This window comes from Escherichia sp. KS167_9B (assembly GCF_030295215.1).
GTDB lineage: Bacteria > Pseudomonadota > Gammaproteobacteria > Enterobacterales > Enterobacteriaceae > Escherichia > Escherichia coli_F.
Map to the genome: position 1 here is coordinate 2,495,701 of NZ_AP025754.1, position 20,742 is coordinate 2,516,442.

The following is a 20,742-nucleotide window of genomic DNA, read 5'->3' on the forward strand; positions in this document are numbered from 1 at the left end:
CGCTCATTCCCCAGGCCGGATAAGGCGCTCGCACCGCATCCGGCGACCAACGTCATGCTTCGTCGGGTTGCCAGCCTTCCGTATACCAGATATGCAACAGCGCATAAGAACGCCAGGGCTTCCAGCGCTCGGCATATCGGCAGATTTGTGCCGGTGTCATTCCCGGAAATCGCTGTTTAATCAGATAATCATCCGGCAGAAAAACATCTTTCGCCTGCCAGCCGCGCAAGGCGAAATAATTCGCCGTCCAGCGCCCGATACCCGGAAAAGTTTGCAGCGTTTTCATCGCTTGTTCTACGTCGCCCGGTATTGTCATTGGTAAGGTGCCCTCCAGCGCCGCATTTGCCAGATGAATCAGTGCCTCTGCCCGTTTCAACGGCATACCTAACGCTTTTAATGCCTGCGGGTCGGCTGCAGCCAGCCGCTGAGGCGTGGGGAAGCAGACATACTCCGGAAAATCATCCAGCCGTTCGCCATAAAGCTGTGCCACTCTGGCGGTCAATTTTGCCGCCATCGCCACGCTCACCAGTTGGCCTAAAATCGCCCGCACGCCCTGCTCAAAAGCATCAACACAACCAGGTAAACGCAATCCGGGCCGCGCTGCGCCTAACTCGCCCAACGCCCCATTAACAATCTGCGGGTTACATTGCAGATCAAACAGGCGGCTCATTTTCGCCAGGCACTCAGCGGCAACAGGTTCTAAACCTGCACTTAAATTTATGTGCAGAGTAAGGCTGGCTATATCCGGAATAGCAGTCACCACGCCGCGATATTCGCCCACCGCCAGACTACGGGCATAAAAATCGTCAGCGACCGTTTCCACGCCGCTCACCGCGCGGGCGGCGAGAAATCCCAATATCCACGACCAGTCATACGGCGGCTGCCAGTTCAGGGTATACATCGCTTCTCCTTGTTTATCCGCTTTCAGCATAAACGTTATTCAGACGCTGCGCTTTGCTTTCATATTCCGGTTGTCGCGACGGCAACATTTCGCTAAAGTCACGCCCCTTCTTCACCGGCATGGGGATTATTTCGTGTTTATTGGTTTTGATTACGGTACAGCAAACTGTTCAGTGGCGGTCATGCGTGACGGTAAACCGCATTTGCTAAAAATGGAAAACGACAGCACGCTGCTGCCTTCAATGCTTTGCGCGCCAACGCGTGAAGCCGTAAGCGAATGGCTGTACCGCCATCATGATGTTCCGGCAGACGACGATGAAACGCAGGCGCTGCTGCGTCGGGCGATTCGTTATAACCGCGAAGAAGATATCGATGTCACGGCGAAAAGCGTGCAGTTCGGTCTTTCTTCACTGGCACAATACATTGATGATCCGGAAGAAGTGTGGTTTGTGAAATCACCAAAATCGTTCCTCGGTGCCAGCGGCTTAAAACCGCAGCAGGTAGCGCTGTTTGAGGATCTGGTCTGCGCAATGATGCTGCACATTCGCCAACAGGCACAGGCGCAATTGCCAGAAGCGATTACCCAGGCGGTGATTGGTCGCCCGATCAACTTCCAGGGGCTGGGCGGCGATGAAGCAAACGCCCAGGCACAAGGGATTCTGGAGCGCGCAGCGAAGCGTGCCGGGTTTAAGGATGTGGTATTCCAGTACGAGCCGGTGGCGGCTGGGCTGGATTACGAAGCCACCTTGCAGGAAGAAAAACGGGTGCTGGTGGTGGATATTGGTGGTGGTACGACTGACTGTTCTTTACTGCTAATGGGGCCACAGTGGCGTTCGCGTCTCGATCGTGAAGCCAGCCTGCTGGGTCATAGTGGTTGCCGTATTGGTGGTAACGATCTGGATATCGCGCTGGCGTTTAAAAACCTGATGCCGTTACTGGGCATGGGTGGCGAAACCGAAAAAGGCATCGCCCTGCCGATTCTGCCGTGGTGGAATGCGGTTGCCATCAACGATGTACCTGCGCAGAGTGATTTCTACAGTAGTGCTAACGGTCGTCTGCTTAACGACCTGGTACGCGACGCCCGCGAACCGGCGAAAGTGGCCCTGTTACAGAAAGTCTGGCGTCAGCGTTTAAGTTATCGGCTGGTACGCAGCGCGGAAGAGAGCAAAATCGCCCTTTCCAGCGCAGCGGAAACCCGCGCATCGCTGCCGTTTATCAGCGATGAGCTGGCAACACTGATTAGCCAACAAGGGCTGGAAAACGCCCTCAGTCAGCCGCTGGCGCGAATTCTGGAACAGGTGCAACTGGCGCTGGATAACGCCCAGGAAAAACCGGATGTCATCTATCTGACTGGTGGTAGCGCCCGATCCCCGCTGATTAAAAAAGCGCTGGCAGAACAGTTGCCGGGCATTCCGATTGCAGGCGGCGATGACTTTGGGTCGGTTACCGCCGGGCTGGCACGTTGGGCTGAAGTGGTGTTTCGTTAATTGAAAAATGGCTCAGCAGCGGCTTAAATCAGCCTGCGCCTGAGCCAGTTTCTCCGCTGCCTGACGTAATGGTTCCATCAACGGAATGGTCCGTGCAGGAGCATGAAGGCGGAATCGCTGCAACTCTGTCGCGCCGACAGTCAACGCCGATTCCAGCCGATGTCGTTTGGCGGTCATTTTCGCCATTACCGCTTGTCTGTCTGCTGGCATTATCGCTTCATTCGGCCTGAACACAAAACGGCGTTCGCAACTCGCTTTCCAGTCAATAACCGCCTGGGTCAGATGATCACCAAAACCTTTAACTTGCTTAACGCTCCGTCGGGTAACGTCTGCCGCCGTTTCAATACCAAAGGACCGTAACGCCGCTTTACGCGCAGGGCCAACGCCGGGAATAGAGGCAACATCAATAAAAAATCCCTCCAGAAACTTCTGCTTCTGCCGTTCCCTTGCGGTGTCGTGAAGTGCTGCCACCGCGCGCTTTTCTTCTTCCGGTAAACCGAGAATTTCGTCCTTCATTTTGTCGAGCATCGTCCGTTTGGCGATAAAACCTTCCAACCCGCCCAACTGTTGGATCTGGCTGACTAAATGGTCATAGTCCATTTTCGCGCGATTAAACGCCTCACGGCGTTGCTGGATTTCTGCTTTGTACGCTTTGCTTGTCAGGCTGCCAATAATCCAGATAGCCGCCAGCACAGGAACCAAAATAATATAACGCGGTTCTGCCTGAAGGCCGCAAAGCAACAGCGATAACGCTGACAGTGCGATCTCAATCAGAATGATGTATTCACGCCGTAACAGGCCTAAAGGAAGCGGCCTGCCAGTCGGTTGGAAATGATCGGGTAATGGTAACTGTAGTGCTGGCGGTGCTACTGACGCCATCACCATCGCCCAGACTTTCGCCAGCACAAAATCACCGCCGGTGGTAATCACCTCTTCGCCAAGATCAATAAAATAGATAACGCCTTGATTATCCAGTGTACACCACGGGCAGTCGGTTAAATGACCAGGGTAAACATGCATTGCTGAAACGGTACATTTCTTTAATTGTTGGCGTAGAGAATCCAGTGCCGCAACCCACGCTTTTGCCGTCGGACGCCCGGTTGCCACGCCACTTTCCGTGAACGCCTGCTGAAACATGGCTGCAACATCACCCGGTAACATCGATAGCGGAATCGATCGTGGCGGCGGTTTTAAGCCACGTCTCTGATTGTCTGACGCGTAGGCATAACGAAAATGGGCAATATCCGTCTCCAGCGCATTACCCGCATCAGAGATAAGCGGCACACCAGAATAAGGATGCCGCCCACCAAACAATACGTGAAAAATCAGCAATGCAAGGCCAAAATTATCGTGATTTTCTGTGCGTTCAAAGCCAATAAATGATGGCAAGGTTTGCAGCTCTGGCGACGTAAAATGCGACACGCCCACTTCGCATAAATGCAGCGTTCCATTGGCGTTAATCTGAAAGGAGTCGCTATCAATCAACACCACTTTGCTGTCACGGCCTACCATAAAGCTGTTCTGGTTTACGTCACCCACGACGTGCCCGTGCTCGTGAACCGTAGCAAAAGATGAAGCAATATTGCGCGCAACATAGAGGAGAAAATCCCACGCACAATGAGGGTAACTCTGACGACGATGTGCCGGGCTATAGATCATATGAATCGGTTCTTTACCTGAAACCTTCGGCATCATAAAACCGATAACCTTCCCACCTCGTCCACTATGAAGCGTTGCCTGCGGCCAGGCGACATAATTCAGCAACTGCGCGTCAACTGTCGCAGCCATAAAGGCAAGTTTATCCTGTTTTAAGGCGGGTGGCGGCGTGTGATAAATCTTGGCAACGCTATCGACAAACTCCTCGATATCATAAACCGCACCTTCGCCGCCTTTGCCCAGTTCACGCCCGAGAGTGGTCAATTCACCTGTCGATGTAAATACTTTTATATTTGTCTTCATAATGTTTCAAGGGCAGTTATATTATATTTCTATGAATAATAACACTGTCCATTATAATTATTTCTATATTGGAAGAGTCCCACTCAAGAATAAAAATGATAATGCAATTTCATCAGGATACAATTCAATTCCAACCTGATAATGATTCACTTCCACAGGTTTTTTGCTAACTTTTACTACACAGGGATTCTGGAGAAAAAATGAAAAAGATATTACTTATGTTGAGTCTGCTATTTTTTACTACCGCAAGCTATTGTGAGATTTCGGATACGTTAGTGACAGGAGGTTATGATAAAAAGGCGATGTCTGACGCCATTCAACATGCGCGGAAAGAAACCGATCAATTCATCGAAGTTATGAATAAAAAAGATGCTGATACTTTCGCAGTCAAAGCCCCGATAACCGATCGCGGAGAAACCGAGCATTTCTGGCTCACGGATGTCACTTATTCTAACGGCATGTTTATTGGTATAATAAGCAATGACCCTGGTATTGTTACAAACGTAGAATATGGCCAGGAGTGGAAAATCAAGAAAGAAGATATTTCAGACTGGATGTATACGCGCGGAGATAAAATTTACGGTGGTTATACCATTGATCCTTTATTGGTCACCTATCCAAAAGAAGAAGCCGACGAGCTAAGAGCAAAATTAGTTCGCTAGCCAGCCATTATATTGATTGCTTAAACTGGCGGTTGAACCGTTGTCTTCAACCGCCATGCGATGTTCATTCTGTCCACAGCGCCAGTGCCAACGTTTTATCATCATCCGTACGCTCGTTTACCGCCGGGCTGGACAAAAACTGCTTTAACAATTCAGGTAATAAATCGAGTTGTTCCTGCGTTGCTGACGCCAGTCCATTGAAAAACGGGGTAAAGAAAGGCACATGCGGAGAATTATCCAGCATATTTAACGCCAGTCTCTGAATACCATCCGTAAATGCTGCAACTCTATGCGCACGCTCAGTGCTGGTGAAAATTTCCAGTCTGGAAACGGCATCTTCATCGGTAATGAAATGCGTCATGTTGGCATATTCACCCACCATCGGCGTGAGCGGCAATTGCAGACCGTGCCCCAAATCTACCACCACGCCACCATCGCCAATCTGCATAATCAATGTGCCGTTAGGTGATGAAATCAGTCCCAGAAATGTGCAGGCAAAATCACGAACCGCTAATTCTTTGGCCTCTGCCTCGGCAAAAAGTCGCTGACGAATAGTCAGTACAATATCCGTGGCGAGGACATCATTAAGCTCCAATTCCCCACCCTGCACTTTTTGCGATATATAAGCCATCGCTTCATTGACGGCAAGCTTCGCACCTTCGCCTCCCTGCGAGACGCTGCCTGCGCCATCAGCGACAAATACCGACAATAATGGCTGCTGGTCTTCTAGCCAGGCAACCTGCATCTGGCAGGCATCCTGGCAAGACAAGTCAGCGCTGATGTGCGACGTTCCAACGGCTGATGCATAAACCAGACGCCAGCTCACACTGACGTCCAGCCTTTTGGCGCTTCCAGTACAACTTCCGTTCCCGGCGTGGAGCGGGAAACCGAACGCAGCGAACTGGATAACCAGCTAAACAGTTCGCGGAATTGTAATCCTTGAAGAGGCAAAGGCTGACGAACGCTGATTTGGGCCAGCGTCTTCATATCCGCCCCCTGAACACCGATGGAAAAGAAGGCAAACTTCTTATCTTCTTCCCCCTGAAACACCTTGTTGGCAGCAGCCTGCCACTCATCGGTTGGTGCGCCATCGGTAATCAGGAAAATCCACGGACGATAATAGGAAATACCATTGGCTCGATACTCACGTTTGCGCTCCTCAACCATATCCAGGGCTTTGGTAATGGCGGCCCCCATTGGTGTATCGCCCTGGGCAAACAGGATGGGCGGGAAAAAATTAGCGGCGCTGGTAAATGGTTGTTCCACATGCACCGGGCCGAACGTCACAATACCGAGTTCCACTCTTTTTAAAGCCAGCGAATCGGCAAGCAGCTCATCGCGAAAGGCAACCAATCCGGCGTTAAGTTCATTAATAGGTCTACCACTCATCGAACCAGAAACATCCAACAGCAAAATGCAGGGGCAACGTGGTTCCGGGTTACTGGCAAAATCGCTGGTGGCAAACGTGATTTGTTCGCTCATAAGAAATCCTTTCTTAGAGAATTATTGAGGTCCGGTATCATACCGACTGCAACAATGAAATAAGAGCAGGCAAAGCAACTTTCAGAATTCGGCCCATAAGCGCAGAGGGTTTTGCTATTCGCCCCGCAAGAACGTGGACTTACAGATTGACAATAAGGGTGGAGTAACATAACTTCAGGAGTGAGGGTAGAGCGGGGTTTCCCCCCGCCCTGGTAGTCTTAGTAAGCTGGCCAGCTAATAACTAAGAGCACCACGATGATGAGTAGCTTCATCATGACCCTTTCCTTATTTAAGGCCCCTTCCTCGGGAGGGGCTTTCCCGTTTCAGCGTCCCGCTGAAATCGGCGGCCTACCTCCTTTCGCCATGCAAGCAGTCTATCGCTAACTTGCAGATAAAATAGTTTCACATGTGATTATTGCGTAACGTCTCGCAAAGAATATTTGCTGGCAGGATCGCAGACTACAAAGCCTGCGGATTGACAATCTGATTGTGAAAGCATACTTTCAGGAGTGAGGGTAGAGCGGGGTTTCCCCCGCCCTGGTAGTCTTAGTAAGCCGGTAAGCTAATGACTAAGAGCACCACGATGATGAGTAGCTTCATCATGACCCTTTCCTTATTTAAGGCCCCTTCCTCGGGAGGGGCTTTCCCGTTTCAGCGTCCCGCTGAAATCGTCGGCCTACCTCCTTTTGCCCTGAATGCAGTCTATCGCTAACGCGTAGATAAAATAGTTTCATCTGTGATTATTGCGTAACGACTCGCAAAGAATATTTGCTGGCAGGATCGCAGACTGCAAAGCCTGCGGATTGACATTCTGACCGTGAAGGCATATTTTCAGGAGTGAGGGTTGAGCGGGGTTTCCCCCGCCCTGGTAGTCTTAGTAAGCTGGGTAGCTAACGACTAAGAGCACCACGATGATGATCCACTTCATCATGACCCTTTCCTTATTTAAGGCCCCTTCCTCGGGAGGGGCTTTCCCGTTTCAGCGTCCCGCTGAAATCGTCGGCCTACCTCCTTTTGCCCTGAATGCAGTCTATCGCTAACGCGCAGATAAAATAGTTTCCTGTGTTATTACTGGATGCGTGCTCGCAAAAGTGCCTGCCATTCAGACGATTCCCGACAGTGTTTCATAATTCCTCCATTTTTCTCCCTTATTGGCTGGCTACACTAGTATCATTCCGCGAAACGTTTCAGGAAGAGAAACTCTTAACGATGAAAGGCAGTAATAAATCCCGTTGGGTAATCGTAATCGTGGTGGTTATCGCCGCCATCGCCGCTTTCTGGTTCTGGCAAGGCCGCAATGAATCCCAGAGCGCAGCGCCAGGTGCGACGAAGCAAGCGCAGCAATCGCCAGCGGGTGGTCGCCGTGGTATGCGTTCCGGCCCATTAGCCCCGGTTCAGGCGGCGACAGCCGTAGAACAGGCAGTTCCGCGTTACCTCACCGGGCTTGGTACGATTACCGCTGCTAACACCGTTACGGTGCGCAGTCGCGTAGATGGTCAACTGATGGCATTACATTTCCAGGAGGGTCAGCAGGTCAAAGCAGGCGATTTACTGGCAGAAATTGACCCCAGCCAGTTCAAAGTTGCATTAGCACAAGCCCAGGGCCAACTGGCAAAAGATAAAGCCACGCTTGCCAACGCCCGCCGTGATTTAGCGCGTTATCAGCAACTGGCAAAAACCAATCTCGTCTCCCGTCAGGAACTGGATGCCCAACAGGCGCTGGTCAGTGAAACCGAAGGCACCATTAAGGCTGATGAAGCAAGCGTCGCCAGCGCACAGCTGCAACTCGACTGGAGCCGCATCACCGCGCCAGTCGATGGTCGCGTTGGTCTCAAGCAGGTTGATGTTGGTAACCAAATCTCCAGTGGTGATACCACCGGGATTGTGGTGATCACCCAGACGCACCCTATCGATTTAGTCTTTACCCTGCCGGAAAGCGATATCGCTACCGTTGTGCAGGCGCAAAAAGCCGGAAAACCGCTGGTGGTAGAAGCCTGGGATCGCACCAACTCGAAGAAATTAAGTGAAGGCACGCTGTTAAGTCTCGATAACCAAATCGATGCCACTACCGGTACGATTAAAGTGAAAGCACGCTTTAATAATCAGGATGATGCACTGTTTCCCAATCAGTTTGTTAACGCGCGTATGTTAGTCGACACCGAACAAAACGCCGTGGTGATCCCAACTGCCGCCCTGCAAATGGGCAATGAAGGCCATTTTGTCTGGGTGCTGAATAGCGAAAACAAGGTCAGCAAACATCTGGTGACGCCGGGCATTCAGGACAGTGAGAAAGTGGTTATCCGCGCAGGTATTTCTGCGGGCGACCGCGTAGTGACAGACGGCATTGATCGCCTGACCGAAGGGGCGAAAGTGGAAGTAGTGGAAGCCCAGAGCGCCACCACTTCGGAAGAGAAAGCCACCAGCCGCGAATACGCGAAAAAAGGAGCACGCTCCTGATGCAGGTGTTACCCCCGAGCAGCACAGGCGGTCCGTCGCGCCTGTTTATTATGCGTCCTGTTGCCACCACGCTGCTGATGGTGGCGATCTTACTCGCCGGGATTATCGGATATCGCGCCCTGCCCGTTTCGGCGCTGCCGGAAGTGGACTATCCGACCATTCAGGTGGTCACGCTCTACCCTGGCGCCAGCCCGGATGTCATGACCTCCGCCGTTACTGCGCCGCTCGAACGCCAATTTGGGCAGATGTCTGGCCTGAAACAGATGTCATCGCAAAGTTCCGGCGGCGCGTCAGTTATCACCTTGCAATTCCAGCTAACATTGCCGCTGGATGTCGCCGAGCAGGAAGTGCAGGCCGCGATTAACGCCGCCACTAACCTGTTGCCGAGCGATCTGCCTAACCCTCCGGTATACAGCAAAGTGAATCCGGCAGATCCGCCGATCATGACGCTTGCCGTCACATCAACCGCCATGCCGATGACGCAAGTGGAAGATATGGTGGAAACCCGCGTCGCGCAGAAGATCTCGCAGATTTCCGGCGTCGGGCTGGTGACGCTTTCCGGCGGTCAGCGTCCGGCTGTTCGCGTCAAACTTAACGCCCAGGCGATTGCCGCCCTCGGCCTGACCAGCGAAACCGTGCGCACCGCCATTACCGGTGCTAACGTTAACTCGGCTAAAGGTAGCCTCGACGGCCCTTCCCGCGCGGTCACCCTTTCCGCGAACGACCAGATGCAATCCGCCGAAGAGTATCGCCAGCTAATTATTGCCTACCAGAACGGCGCGCCGATTCGTCTTGGTGATGTCGCAACCGTTGAACAAGGCGCAGAAAACAGTTGGCTTGGCGCATGGGCGAACAAAGAACAGGCCATTGTGATGAATGTTCAGCGCCAGCCTGGTGCTAACATTATCTCCACCGCCGACAGCATCCGGCAGATGCTGCCACAGCTCACCGAGAGTCTGCCGAAATCGGTAAAAGTGACGGTACTTTCCGATCGCACTACCAATATCCGCGCATCGGTCAACGATACCCAGTTTGAATTGATGATGGCTATCGCGCTGGTAGTCATGATTATCTACCTGTTTTTGCGCAATATTCCGGCGACTATCATTCCTGGCGTCGCCGTGCCGCTGTCGTTAATTGGCACCTTTGCGGTTATGGTGTTTCTCGATTTTTCAATCAATAACCTGACGCTGATGGCGTTAACTATCGCCACCGGATTCGTGGTCGATGACGCCATCGTGGTGATCGAAAACATTTCCCGCTATATCGAAAAAGGCGAAAAACCGTTGGCGGCGGCGCTCAAGGGCGCGGGTGAAATCGGCTTTACCATTATCTCGCTGACCTTCTCACTGATTGCGGTGTTGATCCCACTGCTGTTTATGGGCGATATCGTCGGGCGACTGTTCCGCGAATTTGCTATTACTCTGGCCGTCGCGATTTTGATCTCAGCCGTGGTGTCTCTGACCCTGACACCGATGATGTGCGCGCGGATGCTCAGCCAGGAGTCGCTGCGTAAACAGAACCGCTTCTCCCGGGCCTCGGAAAAAATGTTCGACAGGATAATTGCCGCCTATGGTCGTGGACTTACGAAAGTGCTGAATCATCCGTGGCTGACCTTAAGCGTGGCGCTCAGCACGCTGCTGCTGAGCGTTCTCTTATGGGTGTTCATTCCGAAAGGTTTCTTCCCGGTACAGGACAACGGCATTATTCAGGGCACTTTGCAGGCACCGCAGTCCAGCTCCTTTGCCAATATGGCCCAGCGGCAACGCCAGGTCGCGGATGTGATTTTGCAGGATCCGGCAGTGCAAAGTCTGACCTCATTTGTTGGCGTTGATGGCACTAACCCATCACTGAACAGTGCGCGTTTACAAATCAACCTCAAACCGCTGGATGAACGTGATGACCGGGTGCAAAAAGTTATCTCCCGTCTACAATCGGCGGTCGATAAAGTGCCGGGTGTCGATCTCTTCCTTCAACCAACGCAGGATCTGACTATCGATACTCAGGTCAGCCGCACCCAGTACCAGTTTACCTTGCAGGCCACATCGCTGGATGCGCTCAGCACCTGGGTGCCGCAACTCGTGGAAAAACTCCAGCAGCTGCCACAGCTTTCTGATGTCTCCAGTGACTGGCAGGACAAAGGGCTGGTGGCGTATGTCAATGTTGATCGCGACAGCGCCAGCCGTCTGGGGATCAGCATGGCGGACGTCGATAACGCCCTGTACAACGCGTTTGGTCAGCGACTGATTTCCACTATTTATACTCAGGCCAACCAGTATCGCGTGGTGCTGGAACACAACACCGAAAATACCCCAGGCCTCGCGGCGCTGGATACTATCCGCCTGACCAGCAGCGACGGTGGCGTGGTGCCGCTAAGCTCAATTGCCAAAATTGAGCAGCGTTTTGCGCCGCTCTCCATCAACCATCTGGATCAGTTCCCGGTAACGACCATCTCCTTTAACGTGCCGGATAACTATTCGCTGGGCGATGCGGTGCAGGCGATTATGGACACCGAAAAGACGCTGAATCTGCCGGTGGATATCACCACGCAGTTCCAGGGTAGCACCCTCGCCTTCCAGTCGGCATTGGGCAGCACTGTCTGGCTGATTGTCGCGGCGGTGGTGGCGATGTATATCGTGCTCGGCATTCTGTATGAAAGTTTTATTCACCCGATCACCATTCTCTCGACGTTGCCAACGGCAGGTGTTGGCGCACTGCTGGCGCTAATGATTGCCGGAAGTGAGCTGGATGTGATCGCCATCATCGGCATTATTTTGCTGATCGGTATTGTGAAGAAAAACGCCATCATGATGATCGACTTCGCGCTGGCTGCCGAGCGCGAGCAAGGCATGTCGCCGCGCGATGCTATTTACCAGGCCTGTTTGCTGCGTTTTCGCCCGATCCTGATGACCACTCTGGCGGCTCTGCTTGGCGCGTTGCCGCTGATGTTAAGTACCGGGGTCGGCGCGGAACTGCGTCGTCCGTTAGGTATCGGCATGGTCGGCGGTCTGATTGTTAGCCAGGTGCTGACGCTGTTTACCACGCCGGTGATTTATCTGCTATTCGACCGCCTGGCATTGTGGACCAAAAGCCGCTTTGCTCGTCATGAAGAGGAGGCGTAAGTGAAGTTTTTTGCCCTCTTCATTTACCGCCCGGTGGCGACGATTTTACTGTCGGTCGCCATTACCCTGTGCGGCATACTGGGCTTCCGTATGCTGCCGGTCGCCCCGCTGCCACAGGTCGATTTTCCGGTGATTATGGTCAGCGCCTCGCTGCCCGGTGCGTCGCCGGAGACAATGGCGTCTTCCGTTGCCACTCCGTTGGAGCGCTCACTTGGGCGCATTGCCGGGGTCAGTGAAATGACCTCCAGCAGTTCGCTCGGCAGCACGCGCATTATTTTGCAGTTTGATTTTGATCGGGATATCAACGGCGCAGCGCGCGATGTGCAGGCGGCGATCAACGCTGCACAAAGTTTGCTGCCCAGTGGGATGCCCAGCCGTCCGACCTATCGCAAAGCGAACCCGTCGGATGCGCCAATTATGATCCTCACGCTGACATCCGATACTTATTCGCAGGGTGAACTGTACGATTTCGCCTCGACGCAACTGGCTCCGACAATTTCGCAAATCGACGGTGTCGGTGATGTCGATGTCGGCGGCAGCTCGTTGCCCGCCGTGCGCGTTGGGCTGAACCCGCAGGCGCTGTTTAATCAGGGCGTGTCGCTGGACGACGTACGCACTGCCATCAGCAATGCCAACGTGCGTAAACCGCAGGGCGCGCTGGAAGATGGCACTCACCGCTGGCAGATACAGACCAATGATGAGCTAAAAACCGCTACCGAATACCAACCGCTGATTATTCATTACAACAACGGCGGCGCGGTTCGTCTGGGCGATGTAGCGACGGTGACCGACTCAGTGCAGGATGTGCGCAACGCCGGGATGACCAACGCCAAACCGGCTATTTTGCTGATGATCCGCAAGCTGCCGGAAGCCAATATTATCCAGACGGTTGACAGCATCCGGGCAAAATTACCGGAGTTGCAGGAGACCATTCCGGCGGCGATTGATCTGCAAATTGCCCAGGATCGCTCCCCCACCATTCGCGCCTCGCTGGAGGAAGTCGAGCAAACGCTGATTATCTCGGTGGCGCTGGTGATTCTGGTGGTCTTTTTATTCCTGCGCTCGGGTCGCGCCACTATTATTCCCGCCGTTGCGGTGCCGGTTTCGCTGATTGGTACGTTTGCGGCGATGTACCTGTGCGGTTTCAGTCTCAATAATCTTTCGTTAATGGCGCTCACCATCGCTACTGGTTTCGTGGTGGATGACGCCATCGTAGTGCTGGAAAACATTGCCCGTCATCTGGAAGCGGGGATGAAACCGCTACAGGCCGCGCTGCAAGGTACTCGCGAAGTCGGCTTTACGGTACTGTCGATGAGTCTGTCACTGGTGGCGGTGTTCCTGCCGCTGCTGTTGATGGGCGGATTGCCGGGCCGACTGTTACGCGAATTTGCCGTGACGCTTTCTGTCGCCATTGGTATTTCGTTGCTGGTTTCCCTGACGTTAACGCCGATGATGTGCGGCTGGATGCTAAAAGCCAGCAAGCCGCGCGAGCAAAAGCGTCTGCGTGGTTTTGGTCGCATGTTGGTTGCTCTGCAACAAGGCTACGGCAAGTCGCTGAAATGGGTGCTCAATCATACCCGTCTGGTGGGCGTGGTGCTGCTTGGCACCATTGCGCTGAATATCTGGCTGTATATCTCGATCCCGAAAACCTTCTTCCCGGAGCAGGACACTGGTGTACTGATGGGCGGGATACAGGCGGATCAGAGTATTTCGTTTCAGGCGATGCGCGGCAAATTGCAGGATTTCATGAAAATTATCCGTGACGATCCGGCAGTGGATAATGTCACCGGCTTTACCGGTGGCTCGCGGGTGAACAGCGGGATGATGTTTATCACTCTCAAACCACGCGACGAACGCAGCGAAACGGCGCAGCAAATTATCGACCGTCTACGGGTGAAGCTGGCGAAAGAACCGGGAGCGAATCTGTTCCTGATGGCGGTGCAGGATATTCGCGTTGGCGGACGTCAGTCGAACGCCAGTTACCAGTATACGTTGCTCTCCGACGACCTGGCGGCGCTGCGCGAATGGGAGCCGAAAATCCGCAAAAAACTGGCGACATTGCCGGAACTGGCGGACGTGAATTCCGACCAGCAAGATAACGGCGCGGAGATGAATCTGGTTTACGACCGCGACACTATGGCACGGCTGGGAATCGACGTGCAGGCCGCCAACAGCCTGTTGAATAACGCCTTCGGTCAGCGGCAAATCTCGACCATTTACCAGCCCATGAACCAGTATAAAGTGGTGATGGAAGTGGATCCACGCTATACCCAGGACATTAGTGCACTGGAAAAAATGTTCGTCATTAATAACGAAGGAAAAGCGATCCCTCTGTCATATTTCGCTAAATGGCAACCGGCGAATGCCCCGCTGTCGGTGAATCATCAGGGATTATCGGCGGCCTCGACCATCTCGTTTAACCTGCCGACCGGGAAATCGCTCTCGGACGCCAGTGCGGCGATCGACCGCGCAATGACCCAGCTTGGTGTGCCTTCGACGGTGCGTGGCAGTTTTGCCGGAACAGCGCAGGTATTCCAGGAGACGATGAACTCGCAGGTAATCCTGATTATCGCAGCCATCGCCACGGTGTATATCGTGCTGGGTATCCTTTACGAGAGTTACGTGCATCCACTGACGATTCTCTCCACCCTGCCCTCGGCGGGCGTTGGGGCGCTGCTGGCGCTGGAGCTATTCAATGCCCCGTTCAGCCTAATCGCCCTGATAGGGATCATGCTATTAATCGGCATCGTGAAGAAAAACGCCATTATGATGGTCGATTTTGCGCTCGAAGCCCAACGGCACGGTAACCTGACGCCGCAGGAAGCTATTTTCCAGGCCTGTCTGCTGCGTTTTCGCCCGATTATGATGACTACCCTGGCGGCGCTGTTTGGTGCGCTGCCGTTGGTATTGTCGGGCGGTGACGGCTCGGAGCTGCGCCAACCCCTGGGGATCACCATTGTCGGCGGTCTGGTAATGAGCCAGCTCCTGACGCTGTATACCACGCCAGTGGTGTATCTCTTTTTTGACCGTCTGCGGCTGCGTTTTTCGCGTAAACCTAAACAAACGGTAACCGAGTAAATGACAGATCTTCCCGACAGCACCCGCTGGCAATTGTGGATTGTGGCTTTCGGCTTCTTTATGCAGTCGCTGGACACCACCATCGTTAACACCGCGCTTCCCTCAATGGCGCAAAGCCTCGGGGAAAGCCCGCTGCATATGCACATGGTCATCGTATCTTATGTACTGACCGTGGCGGTGATGCTGCCCGCCAGCGGCTGGCTGGCGGACAAAGTCGGCGTACGCAATATCTTCTTTACCGCCATCGTGCTGTTTACCCTCGGTTCGCTGTTTTGCGCGCTTTCTGCCACGCTAAACGAACTGTTGCTGGCACGCGCGTTACAGGGCGTTGGCGGCGCGATGATGGTGCCGGTCGGCAGGCTTACGGTGATGAAAATTGTACCGCGCGAGCAATATATGGCGGCGATGACCTTTGTTACGCTGCCCGGTCAGGTCGGCCCACTATTGGGTCCGGCGCTCGGCGGCCTGCTGGTGGAATACGCGTCCTGGCATTGGATCTTTTTGATCAACATACCGGTAGGGATTATCGGTGCGATCGCCACGCTGATGTTAATGCCAAACTACACCATGCAGACGCGGCGTTTCGATCTCTCCGGTTTTTTATTGCTGGCGGTCGGCATGGCGGTATTAACGCTGGCGCTGGATGGCAGTAAAGGCACGGGACTTTCACCGCTGGCGATTGCCGGACTGGCAGCGATTGGCGTGGTAGCACTGGTGCTTTATCTGCTGCACGCCAGAAATAACAACCGCGCTCTTTTCAGTCTGAAACTGTTCCGTACTCGTACTTTTTCGCTGGGTCTGGCGGGGAGTTTTGCCGGACGTATCGGTAGCGGCATGTTGCCCTTTATGACGCCGGTTTTCCTGCAAATTGGCCTTGGCTTCTCACCGTTTCATGCCGGACTGATGATGATCCCGATGGTGCTCGGCAGCATGGGGATGAAGCGAATTGTGGTACAGGTAGTGAATCGCTTTGGTTATCGTCGGGTACTGGTGGCGACCACGCTGGGTCTGTCGCTGGTCACCCTGCTATTTATGACCACTGCTCTGCTGGGCTGGTACTATGTTTTGCCGTTCGTCCTGTTTTTACAAGGGATGGTCAACTCGACGCGTTTCTCCTCCATGAACACCCTGACGCTGAAAGATCTCCCGGACAATCTGGCGAGCAGCGGAAACAGCCTGCTGTCGATGATTATGCAATTGTCGATGAGTATCGGCGTCACTATCGCCGGGCTGTTGCTGGGACTTTTTGGTTCACAGCATGTCAGCGTCGACAGCGGCACCACACAAACCGTCTTTATGTACACCTGGCTTAGCATGGCGTTTATCATCGCCCTTCCGGCGTTTATCTTTGCCAGAGTGCCAAACGATACGCATCAAAATGTCGCTATTTCGCGGCGAAAAAGGAGCGCGCAATGAAGTTCTGGCGACCCGGTATTACCGGCAAACTGTTTCTGGCGATTTTCGCCACCTGCATTGTCTTATTGATCACGATGCACTGGGCGGTACGTATCAGTTTTGAGCGCGGCTTTATCGATTACATCAAGCATGGTAATGAACAACGGCTGCAAATGCTCGGCGATGCGCTTGGTGAGCAGTACGCCCAGCACGGGAACTGGCGCTTCCTGCGTAATAACGATCGCTTTGTATTTCAGATCCTACGTTCGCTGGAGCATGATAACAACGAAGATAAGCCCGGCCCCGGTATGCCGCCACACGGTTGGCGCACGCAATTCTGGGTGGTTGATCAAAACAACAAAGTGCTGGTTGGCCCGCGAGCACCGATTCCACCAGACGGCACACGGCGGCCCATTATGGTCAATGGGGCGGAAGTGGGTGCGGTGATCGCCTCCCCTGTTGAACGACTGACCCGCAATACCGATATCAATTTTGACAGACAACAGAGGCAAACCAGTTGGCTGATTGTCGCTTTATCTACCTTGTTAGCGGCGCTGGCGACATTCCCACTGGCGCGCGGTTTGCTGGCTCCGGTCAAACGACTGGTGGACGGTACACACAAACTGGCAGCGGGCGATTTCACTACTCGCGTGACGCCCACCAGTGAAGATGAATTGGGCAAACTGGCGCAAGACTTCAACCAGCTCGCCAGCACGCTGGAGAAAAACCAACAGATGCGCCGCGATTTTATGGCCGATATCTCCCACGAGCTGCGCACGCCTTTAGCGGTACTGCGCGGCGAACTGGAAGCTATTCAGGATGGCGTGCGTAAATTCACGCCGGAGACGGTGGCTTCTTTACAGGCAGAGGTCGGTACACTGACCAAACTGGTGGATGATCTTCATCAATTGTCGATGTCTGATGAAGGCGCTCTCGCCTACCAGAAATCGTCGGTGGATCTGATCCCGCTACTGGAAGTCGCGGGTGGCGCATTTCGTGAGCGTTTCGCCAGCCGCGGGCTGAAACTGCAATTTTCCCTGCCAGACAGCATTACCGTATTTGGCGATCGCGATCGTTTAATGCAGTTGTTCAATAACTTACTGGAAAACAGCCTGCGCTATACCGACAGCGGCGGCAGCCTGCATATCTCTGCCGAGCAACATGACAAAACGGTGCGCCTGACCTTTGCCGACAGTGCACCGGGCGTTAGTGACGATCAACTGCAAAAATTGTTTGAGCGTTTTTATCGCACTGAAGGTTCCCGCAACCGTGCCAGCGGCGGTTCCGGCCTGGGGCTGGCGATTTGTCTTAACATTGTTGAAGCACATAATGGTCGCATTGTTGCCGCTCATTCGCCTTTTGGCGGGGTAAGCATTACAGTAGAGTTACCGCTGGAACGGGATTTACAGAGAGAAGTATGACCGAGTTACCAATCGACGAAAACACGCCACGTATTTTGATCGTGGAAGATGAACCGAAGCTGGGGCAGTTGCTTATTGATTATCTGCGTGCTGCGAGCTATGCGCCGACGCTTATCAGCCACGGCGATCAGGTACTGCCATATGTGCGCCAGACACCACCGGATCTGATCCTGTTGGATCTGATGCTCCCTGGCACCGATGGCCTGACGTTGTGTCGGGAAATTCGTCGTTTTTCTGACATTCCGATCGTGATGGTGACAGCAAAAATCGAAGAGATCGACCGCCTGCTCGGGCTGGAGATTGGCGCAGATGATTATATCTGTAAGCCGTACAGTCCACGGGAAGTGGTAGCGCGCGTCAAAACCATTTTGCGCCGTTGCAAACCGCAGCGCGAGTTGCAGCAACAGGATGCCGAAAGCCCGTTGATTATCGACGAAGGTCGTTTTCAGGCTTCATGGCGCGGTAAAATGCTTGACCTGACGCCTGCGGAATTTCGTCTGCTGAAAACGCTCTCTCATGAACCGGGAAAAGTATTCTCCCGTGAGCAGTTGTTGAACCACCTTTATGACGACTACCGCGTAGTAACTGACCGCACCATCGACAGCCACATTAAAAACCTGCGTCGCAAGCTGGAAGCTCTGGACGAAGAGCAGTCTTTTATCCGCGCCGTCTACGGTGTCGGTTATCGCTGGGAAGCCGACGCCTGCCGCATCGTTTAACATTTTTACCTGCCGGAGAAGGCATTCACGCCACATCCGGCAGCATTATCCCGCGCATTGTCGGCTATCTGACATTATCTCTCCGCCCTGGCAAGCACCTGAAAATCGCTCATACTTTAATCGGCAAACAGTCCTTTTAGATGCTGTTTTCGATACGCAATTTCAATCAAGGAGTCATTATGGCTGGTTGGTTTGAACTCAGTAGGAGCAGTGATAATCAATTCCGGTTTGTGCTAAAAGCGGGCAATGGTGAGACTATCCTCACCAGCGAGCTGTATACCTCAAAAGCCTCTGCGGAAAAGGGCATCGCGTCAGTGCGTAGCAACAGCCCACAAGAAGAACGCTATGAGAAAAAAACAGCAAGCAACGGCAAATTCTATTTCAATCTGAAAGCCGCCAATCATCAAATTATCGGCTCCAGCCAGATGTACGCCACCGCGCAATCTCGTGAAACCGGAATTGCCTCCGTTAAAGCCAATGGCACAAGCCAGACGGTGAAAGACAATACGTAATTACGATGCCGGGCGTAGGTTGTTGGCGTCCGGCTTTATTTTCTCTCATCACAGAGTTACTATCCCTCAGGAAATTATTAATCATGAAATGAGTTTTCTCCTCATAACTGATAAGGAAAATTATGCTCAAAGGATTGCGTACATTATTTACACGCAGGGTTTTGTTTAACGTCGAAATGAATAATTCTGTTGACTGTGAATTATTTCTTATCCAGCAACAACTCCAGTCGATGATAGCCGATCCAGGCAATTATATAGCGCATGATTGTGATCTCAACGATACTCTGGTTCTTTGCCAGCTTACCCATCACCACAATGGATATATACGAGAAAAGGCCGTGCAATGTCTGGGACAAAAAGAGGATGTTGCAGCTATAGAAGAATTATTACTTGCAGCTAATGACTGGGTAAAAGAGGTTCGCCTTGCTGCAACCATAGCGTTACGTCATTTAAAGAAGGATAAGAATGCAGCGGCATTTGCCGTTAATCTTCCCTTGATACGTAACCTTCTCCAATGCCAGCGTTACGATCACCGTGCATTTGTAGACGAGATACTTAGATTTTTATTGACAGAAAATAGCCGTCCACAATTAACGTGTTGGCTTACTTGCCCTGATAAAAAACTCTCCCGCGCAGTATTACAAACGCTGATTGAATATGGCTACTTTAATGATGAATCTTCGCTGCTTTTAATACTCAAGCAGCCCGACGAAGGTTTACGAATGCTGGCGGTCACCCACTGGCTGCGTCAACAATTACCGTTAAGCGAAGCGGTATTAACTCGTCTGTTAAAAGACCGCTGGCCGCGTATTCGACAAGCAACGTTGTTTAGCCTTACTGACCGAGCTATAGAAATTCCTCCGGCGTTGTACAGCGCATTACTGCTGGATAACAATATGTTGATCCGTCTACGCGCTAAAAACATGCTTAATGACGTCATGGATGTTGTGCAATTCTGGCGTCATGTTGTCACCTCGACTGAATATACTCCCTCACAGCGCCGGGCAGCTTTATACGGGCTGGACTCCATTCATGATGCCAATATTTTAAAACTGGCAGAATGGGGATTATCACAGGATGTATTCCCACTGCGATTAGCCGCTATGTATATTCTTGCGAAAGCCAATCCTGATGGTGGTGTCAAAGGGATTATTCTGACCACACTGGCTAACCCGGACGCCTCCGGGCTTCGATTTATGGTTAACATCTGTGTATGGTGTCGAGTTCCGCTCACGTTCGAGGAAATACGTCAGTTGCTGGAAAACGCACCATCAGTTAAACATGCTTGCGCATATTGTCGGCTGTATCATAACTTGAACAAATGGGCCTGTTTAATTCTTCTTCTGCAATCGCAACACAAGCTAACTGAAGAATTTGCAGGTAAACAGCTCGCGATATGGCAACGCAATTTCAATCTTTCGGACATTCAACCAAATGCTCCTCAGCGTCAGCAACTTCAGGCGCTTTTTACCTGCAATCCGGAACTTCACAACAAGTTATGGGGTTATATTCCCTTTCTTTAACACCAAATTAAGGTCAACTGATAAC

At 52.6% G+C, this 20,742-nt stretch carries 17 protein-coding genes; 10 read left to right on the forward strand and 7 right to left on the reverse strand.

Going from position 1 to position 20,742, the window contains the following annotated elements; all coding sequences use genetic code 11:
* Positions 1-52: 52 nt before the first annotated feature.
* Positions 53-901, reverse strand: coding sequence for a DNA-3-methyladenine glycosylase 2 (gene alkA, locus QUE34_RS12555; protein WP_105268649.1), 849 nt, complete (start codon positions 899-901; stop codon positions 53-55).
* A gap of 133 nt (positions 902-1,034) precedes the next feature.
* Here alkA and yegD point away from each other — a divergent pair, with 133 nt between their 5' ends.
* Positions 1,035-2,387 carry a molecular chaperone gene (gene yegD / locus QUE34_RS12560; protein WP_032303325.1) on the forward strand — a complete coding sequence of 451 codons (1,353 nt, stop codon included), beginning with the start codon at positions 1,035-1,037 and terminating at the stop codon, positions 2,385-2,387.
* A gap of 12 nt (positions 2,388-2,399) precedes the next feature.
* Here yegD and yegI read toward each other — a convergent pair whose 3' ends face one another.
* Positions 2,400-4,346, reverse strand: coding sequence for a protein kinase YegI (yegI, locus tag QUE34_RS12565; protein ID WP_286338967.1), 1,947 nt, complete (start codon positions 4,344-4,346; stop codon positions 2,400-2,402).
* Positions 4,347-4,546: 200 nt separating this feature from the next.
* On the opposite strand from yegI, the gene QUE34_RS12570 reads away from it, so the two are divergent.
* Complete coding sequence (locus QUE34_RS12570) at positions 4,547-5,008, forward strand: YegJ family protein (RefSeq protein WP_032303327.1); 462 nt, start codon at positions 4,547-4,549, stop codon at positions 5,006-5,008.
* Positions 5,009-5,072: 64 nt separating this feature from the next.
* Here QUE34_RS12570 and QUE34_RS12575 read toward each other — a convergent pair whose 3' ends face one another.
* The 5 genes from QUE34_RS12575 to QUE34_RS28465 all read right to left on the reverse strand — a co-directional run bounded on the left by QUE34_RS12575 (position 5,073) and on the right by QUE34_RS28465 (position 7,421).
* On the reverse strand, positions 5,073-5,834 hold the full coding sequence (locus tag QUE34_RS12575; RefSeq protein ID WP_032303328.1) for a PP2C family serine/threonine-protein phosphatase: 762 nt from the start codon (positions 5,832-5,834) through the stop codon (positions 5,073-5,075).
* Positions 5,831-6,490 (reverse strand): vWA domain-containing protein, encoded by a 660-nt coding sequence (locus QUE34_RS12580; protein ID WP_032303329.1) that lies wholly within the window; start codon positions 6,488-6,490, stop codon positions 5,831-5,833. Before QUE34_RS12580 ends, QUE34_RS12575 begins: the two co-directional genes overlap by 4 nt.
* A 218-nt stretch (positions 6,491-6,708) precedes the next feature.
* A complete protein-coding gene (locus QUE34_RS12585; RefSeq protein ID WP_100249772.1) occupies positions 6,709-6,765 on the reverse strand; it encodes a type I toxin-antitoxin system Ibs family toxin in 57 nt (18 codons plus the stop codon).
* Positions 6,766-7,036: 271 nt separating this feature from the next.
* Positions 7,037-7,093, reverse strand: coding sequence for a type I toxin-antitoxin system Ibs family toxin (locus QUE34_RS12590; RefSeq protein WP_103054298.1), 57 nt, complete (start codon positions 7,091-7,093; stop codon positions 7,037-7,039).
* 271 nt (positions 7,094-7,364) lie between these two features.
* On the reverse strand, positions 7,365-7,421 hold the full coding sequence (locus QUE34_RS28465) for a type I toxin-antitoxin system Ibs family toxin (RefSeq protein WP_100733666.1): 57 nt from the start codon (positions 7,419-7,421) through the stop codon (positions 7,365-7,367).
* 278 nt (positions 7,422-7,699) lie between these two features.
* Here QUE34_RS28465 and mdtA point away from each other — a divergent pair, with 278 nt between their 5' ends.
* From mdtA to QUE34_RS12630, 8 genes are all read left to right on the forward strand, one after another.
* Positions 7,700-8,947, forward strand: coding sequence for a multidrug efflux RND transporter subunit MdtA (mdtA, locus tag QUE34_RS12595; protein WP_032303330.1), 1,248 nt, complete (start codon positions 7,700-7,702; stop codon positions 8,945-8,947).
* Positions 8,947-12,069, forward strand: a complete 3,123-nt coding sequence (gene mdtB / locus QUE34_RS12600; RefSeq protein ID WP_032303331.1) for a multidrug efflux RND transporter permease subunit MdtB — start codon at positions 8,947-8,949, stop codon at positions 12,067-12,069. The genes mdtA and mdtB overlap by 1 nt, the downstream gene beginning before the upstream one ends.
* Positions 12,070-15,147, forward strand: a complete 3,078-nt coding sequence (gene mdtC / locus QUE34_RS12605; protein WP_088845938.1) for a multidrug efflux RND transporter permease subunit MdtC — start codon at positions 12,070-12,072, stop codon at positions 15,145-15,147. It abuts the gene before it with no gap.
* The gene (locus QUE34_RS12610; protein WP_032303333.1) at positions 15,148-16,563 is read left to right on the forward strand and encodes an MFS transporter; all 1,416 of its coding nucleotides are present in this window, start codon (positions 15,148-15,150) and stop codon (positions 16,561-16,563) included.
* Complete coding sequence (baeS, locus tag QUE34_RS12615; protein ID WP_000675173.1) at positions 16,560-17,963, forward strand: envelope stress sensor histidine kinase BaeS; 1,404 nt, start codon at positions 16,560-16,562, stop codon at positions 17,961-17,963. The genes QUE34_RS12610 and baeS overlap by 4 nt, the downstream gene beginning before the upstream one ends.
* Entirely contained in the window at positions 17,960-18,682 is a 723-nt protein-coding gene (baeR, locus tag QUE34_RS12620) for an envelope stress response regulator BaeR (protein ID WP_000137876.1), read from the forward strand. The genes baeS and baeR overlap by 4 nt, the downstream gene beginning before the upstream one ends.
* Before the next feature lie 179 nt (positions 18,683-18,861).
* Positions 18,862-19,194, forward strand: a complete 333-nt coding sequence (locus QUE34_RS12625; protein WP_001364219.1) for a YegP family protein — start codon at positions 18,862-18,864, stop codon at positions 19,192-19,194.
* A 122-nt stretch (positions 19,195-19,316) separates the two neighbouring features.
* Complete coding sequence (locus QUE34_RS12630) at positions 19,317-20,717, forward strand: HEAT repeat domain-containing protein (RefSeq protein WP_045145364.1); 1,401 nt, start codon at positions 19,317-19,319, stop codon at positions 20,715-20,717.
* The last annotated feature ends 25 nt before the right edge of the window (positions 20,718-20,742 follow it).

Bases quoted from the DNA above. Each gene is read 5' to 3' on its own strand.
- alkA (WP_105268649.1), bottom strand. From the start codon at position 901: ATGTATACCCTGAACTGGCAGCCGCCGTATGACTGGTCGTGGATATTG.
- yegI (WP_286338967.1), bottom strand. From the start codon at position 4,346: ATGAAGACAAATATAAAAGTATTTACATCGACAGGTGAATTGACCACT.
- QUE34_RS12570 (WP_032303327.1), top strand. From the start codon at position 4,547: ATGAAAAAGATATTACTTATGTTGAGTCTGCTATTTTTTACTACCGCA.
- QUE34_RS12580 (WP_032303329.1), bottom strand. From the start codon at position 6,490: ATGAGCGAACAAATCACGTTTGCCACCAGCGATTTTGCCAGTAACCCG.
- mdtA (WP_032303330.1), top strand. From the start codon at position 7,700: ATGAAAGGCAGTAATAAATCCCGTTGGGTAATCGTAATCGTGGTGGTT.
- mdtB (WP_032303331.1), top strand. From the start codon at position 8,947: ATGCAGGTGTTACCCCCGAGCAGCACAGGCGGTCCGTCGCGCCTGTTT.
- QUE34_RS12610 (WP_032303333.1), top strand. From the start codon at position 15,148: ATGACAGATCTTCCCGACAGCACCCGCTGGCAATTGTGGATTGTGGCT.
- baeS (WP_000675173.1), top strand. From the start codon at position 16,560: ATGAAGTTCTGGCGACCCGGTATTACCGGCAAACTGTTTCTGGCGATT.
- baeR (WP_000137876.1), top strand. From the start codon at position 17,960: ATGACCGAGTTACCAATCGACGAAAACACGCCACGTATTTTGATCGTG.
- QUE34_RS12625 (WP_001364219.1), top strand. From the start codon at position 18,862: ATGGCTGGTTGGTTTGAACTCAGTAGGAGCAGTGATAATCAATTCCGG.
- QUE34_RS12630 (WP_045145364.1), top strand. From the start codon at position 19,317: ATGCTCAAAGGATTGCGTACATTATTTACACGCAGGGTTTTGTTTAAC.